The sequence below is a fragment of the Heyndrickxia sp. FSL K6-6286 genome (assembly GCF_038630395.1).
GTDB classification, from domain to species: Bacteria; Bacillota; Bacilli; order Bacillales; family Bacillaceae_C; genus Heyndrickxia; species Heyndrickxia oleronia.
In genome coordinates this window covers 2960345-2972045 of sequence record NZ_CP152029.1, presented here as the reverse complement: position 1 = coordinate 2972045, position 11701 = coordinate 2960345, and the positions used below count along the sequence as shown (strand labels likewise).

General features: G+C 34.1%; 11 protein-coding genes. 8 read left to right on the top strand and 3 right to left on the bottom strand.

Features of this window, described 5'->3' with window-relative positions:
- Nucleotides 1-14: 14 nt before the first annotated feature.
- Nucleotides 15-1250 (bottom strand): beta-ketoacyl-ACP synthase II, encoded by a 1236-nt coding sequence (gene fabF / locus MHI39_RS15055; protein WP_342539610.1) that lies wholly within the window; start codon nt 1248-1250, stop codon nt 15-17.
- 281 nt (nt 1251-1531) lie between these two features.
- On the opposite strand from fabF, the gene MHI39_RS15050 reads away from it, so the two are divergent.
- The 5 genes from MHI39_RS15050 (at nt 1532) to MHI39_RS15030 (ending at nt 6475) form a co-directional block, all read left to right on the top strand.
- On the top strand, nt 1532-2374 hold the full coding sequence (locus MHI39_RS15050) for a helix-turn-helix transcriptional regulator (protein WP_180212941.1): 843 nt from the start codon (nt 1532-1534) through the stop codon (nt 2372-2374).
- A 189-nt stretch (nt 2375-2563) separates the two neighbouring features.
- Nucleotides 2564-3493, top strand: a complete 930-nt coding sequence (gene glsA, locus MHI39_RS15045) for a glutaminase A (RefSeq protein WP_078109941.1) — start codon at nt 2564-2566, stop codon at nt 3491-3493.
- Nucleotides 3494-3633: 140 nt separating this feature from the next.
- Entirely contained in the window at nt 3634-5073 is a 1440-nt protein-coding gene (locus MHI39_RS15040; RefSeq protein ID WP_342539607.1) for an FAD-binding oxidoreductase, read from the top strand.
- Complete coding sequence (locus tag MHI39_RS15035) at nt 5070-5600, top strand: MFS transporter (RefSeq protein ID WP_058003879.1); 531 nt, start codon at nt 5070-5072, stop codon at nt 5598-5600. Before MHI39_RS15040 ends, MHI39_RS15035 begins: the two co-directional genes overlap by 4 nt.
- 167 nt (nt 5601-5767) lie before the next feature.
- Nucleotides 5768-6475 carry a GDSL-type esterase/lipase family protein gene (locus tag MHI39_RS15030; RefSeq protein ID WP_058003880.1) on the top strand — a complete coding sequence of 236 codons (708 nt, stop codon included), beginning with the start codon at nt 5768-5770 and terminating at the stop codon, nt 6473-6475.
- Nucleotides 6476-6521: 46 nt separating this feature from the next.
- Here the strand turns inward: MHI39_RS15030 and MHI39_RS15025 are convergent, their stop codons facing one another.
- Complete coding sequence (locus MHI39_RS15025) at nt 6522-7250, bottom strand: DUF2161 family putative PD-(D/E)XK-type phosphodiesterase (protein WP_071975681.1); 729 nt, start codon at nt 7248-7250, stop codon at nt 6522-6524.
- A 493-nt stretch (nt 7251-7743) separates the two neighbouring features.
- On the opposite strand from MHI39_RS15025, the gene MHI39_RS15020 reads away from it, so the two are divergent.
- The 3 genes from MHI39_RS15020 (at nt 7744) to MHI39_RS15010 (ending at nt 10414) form a co-directional block, all read left to right on the top strand.
- Nucleotides 7744-8529 carry a VOC family protein gene (locus MHI39_RS15020; protein WP_058003882.1) on the top strand — a complete coding sequence of 262 codons (786 nt, stop codon included), beginning with the start codon at nt 7744-7746 and terminating at the stop codon, nt 8527-8529.
- Between the two features lie 165 nt (nt 8530-8694).
- Nucleotides 8695-9729 (top strand): ABC transporter permease, encoded by a 1035-nt coding sequence (locus MHI39_RS15015; RefSeq protein ID WP_078111233.1) that lies wholly within the window; start codon nt 8695-8697, stop codon nt 9727-9729.
- A gap of 1 nt (nt 9730) precedes the next feature.
- Nucleotides 9731-10414: an ABC transporter ATP-binding protein gene (locus MHI39_RS15010; protein WP_342539605.1), complete on the top strand. Its 684-nt coding sequence runs from the start codon at nt 9731-9733 to the stop codon at nt 10412-10414.
- A 60-nt stretch (nt 10415-10474) separates the two neighbouring features.
- Here the strand turns inward: MHI39_RS15010 and MHI39_RS15005 are convergent, their stop codons facing one another.
- Nucleotides 10475-11647, bottom strand: coding sequence for an MFS transporter (locus MHI39_RS15005; protein WP_058003885.1), 1173 nt, complete (start codon nt 11645-11647; stop codon nt 10475-10477).
- Between the last annotated feature and the right edge of the window lie 54 nt (nt 11648-11701).

Below are 11701 nucleotides of genomic sequence, written 5' to 3'. Positions count from 1 at the left end.
AAACAAGAATAATTTTATTGAAATTTCTTAATGATTATCGCTGAGTTATGTCCACCGAAGCCAAATGAATTGGATAATCCAATCGTAAGATTAGCCGATCTCCCTTTATTAGGCACATAATCCAGATCACATTCCGGATCAGGATGATTAAGATTAATTGTAGGTGGGATAAAATGATCTTGTAGACTTTTCACTAAAGCTATCGCTTCTGCGCCTCCTGATGCTCCTAACATATGTCCAAGCATAGATTTATTGGCAGTAATTGGGAGGTTGTAGGCATAGTCTTCAAATAAATTTTTAATCGCCTTTGTTTCCGAGTGGTCACCTACTTGAGTACTTGTCGCATGGGCACTAATTAGATCAATGTCGTTCGGTGATAATTGAGCATTATTTAATGCACTTTTCATCGCCTGAAAAGCACCTCTTCCATCTGGATGGGAGGCAACCATATGATATGCATCCGAGCTAGCACCATATCCAATGACCTCCCCATAGATGGTGGCTTCTCTTTTTAGTGCGTGTTCCATTGATTCAAGTACTAATATTCCTGCCCCCTCACTCATGACAAAGCCATCTCTGGATGCATCAAAAGGTCGACTAGCTAATGCAGGCACATCATTATTTGTTGAGAGAGCCTGGGCATTTCCAAAGCTAGCTAATGATAATTTTGAAATTGCTGCCTCTGCTCCTCCTGTAAAAATAATATCTGCATCATCATTTTGGATAGCACGATAGGCTTCACCGATTGAAGTATTTCCGATAGAACAGGCAGTAACTGGAGACATGGATGGCCCACGTGCCCCTAACCTTATACTGATTTGTGCAGCTGCAGCATTTGAAATCATCATAGGTACTAAGCTAGGACTTACTCTTTTTGCCCCACGATCATTTAGTAAATGAACATTTTCTATTAACGTATTTATTCCACCGATGCCCGATCCAACATAAACACCTAACCGTTCTGGATTGATTTTATCTAAATGAATATGAGAATCCTCTAATGCCTGCTCAGCAGCAGCTAAGGCAAATTGACAAAAGCGATCTAATTTTCTTGCTTCTTTTCTTCCCCACAATTTCTCACCATCAAATTCACGAATAATACCGGCTATTTTCGTTTTAGTATCAGATACATCAAACGTATCAATCTCAGAAATTCCTGACTTACCCTTCATTAAGTTCGTCCAAAAAGTATCAACCGTATTACCGATGGGAGAGATAATACCCATTCCTGTGATAACAACTCTCTTCATAAAAAACTCCTCCAATTGTATTTTTCTTTTGGCTCTTTTCTCAAACATTGTTGTTATAAAAATAAAGTTTTAATAAATATAAGAATGAATGTCGTCAACTCTCTTCATATTTTACTAAGAAAAGTACTGCAAACTTTGTAAAAGCCAGTAGTAGTCTTTTATTTTCAAGTGCAACAAACTTTTCGAAAACATCTTTTCCTTTATTGTACTCTTGATTTATCCTATTACAAGTTGTGGTTTATCATAGTATAATTACTACTAGGTTAAGAAGGGAGATACGAATGAAAACTGAAACGCGGCTTCAAGAAATGTCTGATTTTTTAAAAACGAAACGTTCTCGAATACATCCACATATGGTTGGACTTCCTGCAGGAACTCGACGAAGAACACCTGGTTTACGGAGGGAAGAAGTAGCACAGCTAGCTGGAGTAAGTACAACTTGGTATACATGGCTAGAACAAGGTAGAGATATTAAAGTGTCTGCATCTGTTTTAGATGCTGTTTCGAATGCATTGCAATTAAATACGGACGAAAGAAAATATTTATTTGCTTTGGCGATGGAAGAAGGGGTAAAATCATCTGAGCTGGATGAAGAAGAAGCAATAGTTAGTCCATCTTTAAACAAAATATTAAAAGAGCTTCAATATTGTCCTACTATTATTACGGATCGTAAATGTCATATTGTTGGATGGAATCAAGCAGCAGCAAATGTATTTCTTGATTTTGAAAAGGTGGAAGATGAGCAAAGAAATCTCATCTATTTAGTTTTTGCAAGGAAGGAATTAAGAAGTTTAGCTGTAAATTGGGAGCACTTTGTAAAAGGATTTCTTGCTATTTTTCGTACCTATTATGGACAATATGTGGCTGATCCATGGTACTCGGATTTTATTGAGAAAATGGAAAAGGACTTCCCAGAATTTCAGGAATTATGGAATGAGAGTGAAGTTAGTTCCGCGCCCGAAGTGCTTATCGAATTTCGTCATGGAAAAGCTGGGAAAATGCTGTTTAATCTCACTTCATTACAAGTCCAAGGAAATCACGATTTACGTTGTAGTGTGTATACACCAGTTGAGGATACGAATACTGAGAATAAATTAAAAAAATTAATGGAAAGAAGTCGATGAGATTTTCTAACAGGAGTTGATTATAGGGCTTACACTAGTCTCATTCTTTCTATTCAATAATAATCTTTGATTGGATTTTCTCAAATATCTATTTTTATCTTTAATTTTAATGCGAAAAAAGCCTTCCTATATTACTATTTATTAGTGAAGAAAAATTGAAACAGAATTATTTTATTTGAGGTGGTTAAATTGCAATGTCAGTCTATAGAGGAATTACAGTTATTAGTTAATAAAGCGAAGAAGTATACTGATCAAGGCAAAGTTGCCGATTACATACCAGCACTTAAAATGGCGAATCCAGATAGTTTGTCAATAGCTCTTTATTATCCAGACGGAAATTGCTATTCTGCTGGAGATGTATCGGAAAATTTAACGTTACAAAGTATATCGAAAGTTATTTCTTTAGCTTTAGCACTAATGGATTGGGGAGAAGACTATGTATTTGATCATGTTGGACAAGAACCAACAGGCGATCCGTTTAACTCAATTGCTAAGCTAGAAATTAGTAAACCATCTAAACCGCTCAACCCCATGATTAATGCAGGCGCGTTAGCCGTCACCCATATGATTAAAGGTGAAAGTGTAGAGGAACGTTTTCAACGTTTATTAACACTCATTCAAAAATTAGCGAATAATTCATCCATTGGGTATAGCCGTGAGATTGCTCGCTCCGAATTTGAGACTGCTGATCTAAATAGGTCTTTATGTTATTTTCTTAAGCAACATGGCATCATTAATGAAGAGGTTGAACAACTCATTGATTTATATACGAGGCAATGTTCAATTGAAATGAATTGTCTGGATCTGTCTAGAATTGGTTGTGTACTTGCATTTGATGGAAAGGACCCCTTGACAGAGGTGCAATTAATCCCTGCAAATATTGCGAGAATTTGTAAGACATTTATGGTAACCTGTGGAATGTACAATGCATCTGGGGAATTTGCCATTAAAGTAGGTATTCCTGCTAAAAGTGGTGTATCCGGAGGAATATTAGGGACAGTACCAGGAAGATGTGGGATTGGTGTTTATGGTCCTGCTCTTGATGAAAAAGGAAATAGTGTAGCAGGAATTCAGCTTCTTAAAATGATGTCTGAAAAATACATGTTAAGCATGTTTTAAAAGGAAGATTTCGATCTTCCTTTTTTAATTCTATTCTTATTTTTATATTTGCTGTAAATTTACAATTAACAAATAGGACCTTTTTCTATATCCTATTAATATAGTAAATTATTAATATCAAATTGATTGAAGGTGAATATTTGAAGAGAAAACATATCTTTCTAATTATTGTGGTATATGGAATAATTCTTGGAGCATCCATTTACTCATATAAAAATAGGATTAGCCATCCAGTGGCTGAAGATAAAGGTCATTTACTCCCAATCTCAATGAAAAGTATTCAATCTGCCCATGGTGACAAGGAAATTCAAAAAATTGTTAAAAAAGCGATAAAAACAAATGATAAGCTATCGATTGCTGGAATGTCACATAGTCAAGGGGGACAAACCCTTTATCCAAATGCCATCATGATTGATATGAAACAGTATAATAAAATAATCAACCTTGACAAAAAAAATAAAACGATAACTGTTCAAAGTGGGGCCACATGGGATGATATTCAGCGCTATATTAATCCATTTGGTTTATCTATAAAAGTAATGCAATCTCAAAATATATTCACAGTCGGAGGTTCCTTAAGCGTTAATGTCCATGGAAGAGATATAAGAAATGATGCCCTCATCGATACGATTCAATCTTTTCATCTTTTAAATCCGAAGGGTAAAATAGTCAATGTAAGTAGAACAGAAAATGAAGAGCTTTTCCCCTATGTTATTGGTGGATATGGATTATTTGGAGTAATTTTAGATGTTACCATCCAATTAACAGTTGACGAATTATATGTCACTAAAACTAAGTCACTGAATTACCAAAATTATTCTACATATTTTGAAGAAAAAGTAAAAAATAATGAAAAGGTGAAAATGCATTTAGCTCGTATATCTGTTGCACCAAAAACGTTTTTACGAGAAATGTATGTAACTAACTATGAAATAGCATCCAATCAAGAGGAAATGAATGATTACTCCAAATTAAAAAGAGATAATATTGTCGCAGTACCTAAGGCTTTACTCGGAATGTCACGTTATAGTAACTGGGGAAAAGACGCTTTTTGGGAACTTCAAAAAAAATATATGAAAACAATAAATAATAAACTAGAAACGAGAAATAATGTCATGCGTTCTGAAACAGCTTTTATGGATTATGATAGTGGAACAAGGACAGAGATACTTCAAGAATACTTTGTACCAGTAGGTGAGTTTGCTAGTTATATAGATGATTTGCGTGCTGTACTTAACAAGGAGAAAGACTTTAACCTTCTTAATATAACTATACGTTATGTTTCAAAAAATGATCATGCGGTCATGTCCTATTCTAAAGATAATATGTTTGCGCTTGTATTACTTATCAATCAAGGACGTTCAAAGCAAGATATTAAAAGCACAGAAAAAGTAGTACAGAAAATGATCGATGTAACACTGGCTCATCAAGGGAGTTATTATCTTCCCTATTACTCATATCCAACGAAAGAGCAACTCTATCAGGCTTATCCACATGCCGCTGAGTTCTTTGATATGAAAAGAAAATATGATCCTGAAGAACGGTTTGTTAATTTATTTTATAAGGAGTATGGGAAATGACCTATAAACGATTTTTATATTTTCAAAGTATCATCGTAATGGCGAGCAGCATGATATTTCCATTTTATGTTTTGCTCCTAAAAAATGTCGGTGATAGCTATTCCCAATTCGGTTGGGCATATGGGTTGTTTGCCTTGACTTCTGCATTTGCTTACCCTTTAATAGGTAAATTCTCAGATAAACTAGGAGATAAAGTATTACTAATCCTTTACTCATGGTCTATGGCGGTACTTCTTTTGTTTTTCCCATTAGTCACAGAAGTTTGGCAGGTCTATATTTTGCAAATCATGATGGGAATATTAGGTGCAATCCAAAAAAACACGGAAAAAACTGCATTAGCTAGAAAAGTGGCAAAAGAAACAGCAGGAATGGAAATTGGGAAGTATCATATATGGACTTCTGTTGGAGCAGCTCTTGCAATCATATTAACTGGGTATATGGTAGATTTTATTACCATTGGAAGTATCTTTTATTTAGCATCATTGTTATATCTTATCAGCGGTATAATCTTATTAAAGAAACATTAAAGTGGTACACCTTGGTTTAAAGGCTGCTTTATATGAGTATGTAAGTATGGACCGGTATTCACTTTAACAATACTCTCTACATCTATGAGAAAAAGCTTGAATAAAGCGATTAAAGTTGAAAAATGATATAATAGGGTTAAGTAAAACATATGAAGTAGGGATAAAGAATGAAAATTATCTGTTTCGGTGATAGTTTAACTAGAGGCGTTTCCTTAGTAAAGGGTAGACTTCGAATAATGAAGGAGAATTATCCTTCTTTCTTACAAAGTTTTTTCCCTTCCGACAGTGAAGAAGACCATGTTGAAGTTGTCAATAAAGGTGTATTTAACGATAATTCGGACTTACTTATTGCTCGTTTAGAAAAAGATGTCATAAGTCAAAAACCAGATTATACGATTATCGGTATTGGTGGTAATGATTGTAATTTTAAATGGGATGAAGTGGCGAAAAATCCTAATCAACATCATGAGCCTATTGTCCCTATAGAACAATATTTAGAGAATGTAAAGACATTGATATTTTCAATTAAGAATTCTGGAATAACTCCGATCATTATGAATTTACCACCACTGGATCCTGTACGATATTATAAATTTATTGCTGAGAAATTTGGTCCATCAATTAGCCATTGGATTAGCTCCGTCGGTGGTATTGAACATTGGCATGGGCTGTATAATCGTAGCTTGAACAAGTTAGCGAATGAATTAGAAGTATTGAAAATTGATGTAAGAACAGCCATTAAGGATGCAGGAGATTTTATTGATCTCATTAGTGATGATGGGATACATTTGACTTCTAATGGCTATAAAGTACTAAGTAATGAGGTATATCAGCAACTTATACGGATGATGAACATAAAAAAAGGTACTGTCTAGTAAAGGGCGAGTTTCCCCTTAAATGACAGACCTTTTTTTACTCTAATTATTGATCAACATCTGATAATCGAAAATATTCAATGATCTGCGGATATTCGTTTAAATCCATTTTTCCTTTCAAACTAATTGCATAGGTTCCTCTTTTTATGCGATCAAACCATCCGTAATAATTTTTATTTAAAATTGATAATGTCTTTTCTCCTGTTCCCATTTCACGTAAAGCTTTTGGAGTTAGAGGCCCATATAAATCAAGATAGTATGCGATTTGGATACAGTTTTCTTTGTAGGCAGTCATAATCTTAGTTTTATTGCTTCCTCCGAGATTATGGTCTCCGTGCCTACCTTCGACTTCCAATAAGTGCTTTTGTCTTTTCTTCTTATTTTGTTGCATACTTTTTTTACGATTAAAACTGGTAGGGGGAAATACAATATCTACTTTTGTAGAAGACTTCAAAAAAGAAACAAGAATCAAACCTAATTCAAGTCTTTTGATCAAATGGCATATATCTCTCCACTTTTTGGAAAAAAGATTGTATGAAGGCTTTGGGATAGCGATATACACTTGATCCGTTAATTTTTGTCTTTTTGCCGCTTGAACGAGTAAATCAAGATTTAAACGAAGCTTTAATTCAATTAATATTAATTCCTCATCTTTCACAGCCGTTATATCACAATCATTAACCTCACCATATACTTCATAACCGAGATTTGAGAAATACTTTTGAATAGGTTTATACAAGTCTACTTCATATAACTTATCTGTTTTTTTCTTCATGGATGAATTCACCATTCTCACTTAAAAATTGTAGTTTCATTGTAACATAATGATACTTAATGCTAGATAGAATATATAAATGTGATAATAGATAATTTATAAATAATAGTTAATCATCATTTTCTTTCTTCTAAAAATGTATTGACTTTGTTCCTGCATTTATTATATAGAGGAAACCTGTCTATTTCTCGATTTTATTTTATACGGCAGTTTTTTCTTTAGTTTGTTGTAATTGTAGAAGAACTGCCGCAGCTTTTACACCTAATAAATGAAACGTTTTTATTTAGTTTATGGCTCTTTTCTAAGAGGAATGAAGGAACCTGTTGGACTTTCACCTATTTTTTATTTGTTAGCACATCTCCTAATTTGCAACATTGTTTGAGAAATACCCCTTTGAAAAATAGATTTTAAAAAAATCTCTCAATAAAAAGGGGATTTTAGCAAGTTATGCAGAATAGTATAGTGTAATATCTAATTTTTTGGAGGGTTATTTTTGGAACTTTCATTCGATCATTTAGTGCATATTGTCAATCGTCCAGAAGAGACTATTGAAGATTTTGCCACGATAGGCTTAAAAGCGAACCTAGGTGGGAGACATGAATTTTGGGGAACATATAACGCACTAAGCTATTTCGGACTAAGTTATATTGAATTTCTTGGAATATTTGATTATACAATCGCAAGTAGTATTAAGGATAATGACTTAATTATTCAAGCGCACCAATGGTTACCTGAAAAAGAAGGGTTTGCACGAATTGCCTTACGGACAAACGATATTGACGAAGTAACAAAACGTCTTAATCAGCTTAAAATTAAAACGATTGGTCCTATTAAAGGCAAAAGAAAAAGAGAAGATGGCAAGCTTCTTCAATGGGAGATGCTGTTTATTTCGGATCATGTCGAAAATCTACCAACTCCCTTTATTATTCAGTGGCACGAGGCGGATGAGGTAAGATTGAAAGACATCGAACAAATTAACAATCCATTAAAACTACAAGAGCTTGTATTTGCTGTAGAAAATGGTGAAGTAATTGCTGAAAAATGGAGTCAGTGGTTTCAGTTAAAGAAAAAAGCACCCTATAAGGACAAAAAGTTAAAAGCAAATTGTATCTCATTAGAGCTCGAAGGATGTAATCTAGTATTTGCATCGCCCTATGGTCAGGGGGAGATATCAAGGATATTAGAACATAATGGGGAAGGACCATGTCTTTTAAAGATTGCAAATAATAATATTGTCCTGGAAAAGGAGATGTTTGGAGGATATTATCAATTTGTATAATACATACATTAATCTAATTATTTAGTTATAAATAAGTGCTATCTACTAAGGAGTCTGTCCCCTTAATAGATAGCACTTATTTTTTTAAATGTAATTTCCTGTTCATCTTCTGTTCATATACCAATCATAAACTTAAAGCGTTAAGAAGAGATTGGAGGAATTAAGTTGAACATAGCTTGGAAAGAAATAAGGAAAAATAAAGTAAGGTTTATGATCTTAGGTTCTATCATCTTTCTTGTTAGTTTATTGACATTTATTATATCTGGTTTAGCAAATGGATTATCACAAGACAATGCAGCATTGATAAACAATTTACCAAATGGACAATTCTATATGACGAAGGATGCCGAAGGAAGCTATAATCTTTCCCGAATAGACCAAAGTATCCAACATCGTGTATTAAGTGAACAAAAAAATGCAGTAGCTTTTTCAATGCAAATGGGATTTATAATTGATGATGCTAATAAACAACGAAGTGTCACATTTTTCACTTCGACCCATTCAAATATATTCGAAAATGTAAAAAAAGGGGAGATAATACTGGATTCCTCATTGAAGAATGAAGGGATTAGAATTGGTGATACATTAACAAACAATCAATTTAGGGGGAAGTTTATTGTAAAAGCATTTGTTAATCAAAAGAAATTTAGTCATGCACCGGTTGCTTTTATAAATATGGATGATTATAAGGAGATCTTTGGGGCAAAGGATATGCAATTGCTTTATATCCCTGGAGCAGATTCAGATCAAAAGTTCGCTGGCTTACAAACATTATCGAAGAAACGGTTTCTTAATACAATTCCGAGTTATAAAGCAGAGCAAATGTCTTTAAGTATGATTGTATTGTTTTTAGTTGTAATAAGTGGATTGCTGTTTGCTATTTTTTTCTACATGATGAATGTTCAAAAAATTGGATTATACGGTATTTTAAAAGCAATTGGACTAAAAACGAGTACCCTATTCAAAATGATGTGGACACAAATGATTATTATAACATTCATTGCACTTGCTTTATCAGCTGTATTAAGCCAAGTTTTTAATTTGATTGCACCTGAAGGAATGCCTTTTCATTTAACAACGGAAACAACCATACTATTATCTTTAGTTTTTATCGTTATCGGATTTTTAGGAGCTACTCTATCTGGTTTTCAAATTAAAAAGATTGAACCAATGCAAGCCATTCAACAAGGAGAGATGTAGGATGTCGATATTTACTTTAAAGAACGTTAGAAAAACATTTTATAATGGTGAGATAAAGGAAGAAATTTTAAAAGGTATTGATCTTACTCTGAAAGAAGGGGAAATCACTGCTTTAGTAGGTCCCTCAGGCAGCGGTAAAAGCACACTCCTTACAATTGCAGCAGGACTTCAACCAGCTACAGATGGAAAAGTAATGCTTGGTATGAAAAATATGATCAGTATGAACTCAGAACAAATTCGGAAAATCCGAGCAAATAAATTTGGATTCGTCTTTCAATTTGCTCATCTAGTTCCTTTTCTTACTGTTGAAGAACAATTGCTCCTTATGTTGGATGTTTCTGAATCAAAATTAAAAAAGCATGAACAAAAAATAGAAATAAACAAGATCCTCAAAATGGTGGAAATGGATCACCGAAGAAATGCTTATCCGTCTTCATTATCTGGCGGGGAAAAACAACGAGTTGCAATTGCACGGGGAATCATCCATAAACCTAAAATACTTTTTGCGGATGAACCAACCGCAAGCCTCGATTCAAAAAGATCTAAAGATGTCATGTCATTAATTCGTCATTTGGCAAGAACATTAAATATTGCTACTTTACTAGTGACTCATGACGAAGAAATGCTCACTTATGCTGATCGAATTGTTAAAATGAGCGATGGGAAAATAATAGGAACTGTATAATAGATTTATAAATAAAAAAAGGGGTTGTCTTTAAAGTTGAGTAGACAACCCATTCCTCATTCAATAAGATATAGTCCGGTGCTGTTTTTCTTTGATACGATATACTTGATAAAGCATCAATGCAAGTATGGAAAGTATCGCCCCAGAAATATACGGGAGACCCGCTGTTATGGAAAATAACCATCCTCCTAGAGGCGGACCGATAATTCTTCCAAAGGAATCGAAGGATGAAAGCAATCCTGTAGCACTTCCATGACCGGCAGTTGATTTTTTCGTTAAAAGAGCTGATACACAAGGTCGAATGACACCATTTCCTAATCCAAAAATAGTTAAAAAGATTGCTGCAGTTGTAAAACTATTTACTAGTAGTATTAAAACAAAGCCGATGGTTGATACAATGATTCCTCCCTGGATCACTGTGCCCTCTCCATATTTTTTTGAAAATCTACCAACTAATCCCCCTTGAACAAGGGCACTACCGAACCCCATTATCATAAAAATATAGCCTAAGTCTATTGCATCTAATCCCGCCTTTTTGGCTGCAAAATAGGCAAATGAAGCCTCTAATCCAGACAATGACAATGAAATAAACCATTGTAAAATATATAAGATAGATAATGAACCACTAAAGGAGCTCCATATTGATGATTTTTTATCTGCGTGCTGTCCTCTTTTTTCTTTTGAGAGAGATTCCTTTAAGACGAATAGAACAAGAAGAAAGGTAATAAATGAAGAGGCAGCTGCAAGATAAAAGGGCATATTTAGACTAGTCTTAGAAAATAACCCTCCAATAGCTGGTCCAAAAATAAATCCTAAACCAGTAGCTGCACCAATAATTCCCATTCCTTTACCGCGATCTTCCTCAGAAGTAATATCTGCCACATAAGCCATAGTTGTTGGCATATTTGCTGAAGATAATAATCCTCCAATGATTCTAGCGATAAATAGCATCCAGAGTTGACTGGAAATAGCCATTAAAATAAATGACACAGAAAGACCTAATATCCCAATCATCATAACTGGCTTACGTCCAATTTTATCAGAAACACGGCCCCAAATAGGTGCGGAAATAAGTTGCATAAATGAATAGACAGCCATCAATAATCCTAGCTCGGTCGGATTTGCCCCCATATCCTCTGCAAAAAATGGCATAACCGGAATAATAATTCCAAATCCCACCATTACGAGAAACATAATTAAAAATAAAATAGGTAGTACCTTTTTAGACTCCATAATGAACAATCCTTTACAATTTTTCTATTGATTAACTATTTGTATCTATGTAAA

Bases quoted from the DNA above. Each gene is read 5' to 3' on its own strand.
- fabF (WP_342539610.1), bottom strand. From the start codon at position 1,250: ATGAAGAGAGTTGTTATCACAGGAATGGGTATTATCTCTCCCATCGGT.
- MHI39_RS15050 (WP_180212941.1), top strand. From the start codon at position 1,532: ATGAAAACTGAAACGCGGCTTCAAGAAATGTCTGATTTTTTAAAAACG.
- MHI39_RS15035 (WP_058003879.1), top strand. From the start codon at position 5,070: ATGACCTATAAACGATTTTTATATTTTCAAAGTATCATCGTAATGGCG.
- MHI39_RS15025 (WP_071975681.1), bottom strand. From the start codon at position 7,250: ATGAAGAAAAAAACAGATAAGTTATATGAAGTAGACTTGTATAAACCT.
- MHI39_RS15030 (WP_058003880.1), top strand. From the start codon at position 5,768: ATGAAAATTATCTGTTTCGGTGATAGTTTAACTAGAGGCGTTTCCTTA.
- MHI39_RS15010 (WP_342539605.1), top strand. From the start codon at position 9,731: ATGTCGATATTTACTTTAAAGAACGTTAGAAAAACATTTTATAATGGT.
- MHI39_RS15005 (WP_058003885.1), bottom strand. From the start codon at position 11,647: ATGGAGTCTAAAAAGGTACTACCTATTTTATTTTTAATTATGTTTCTC.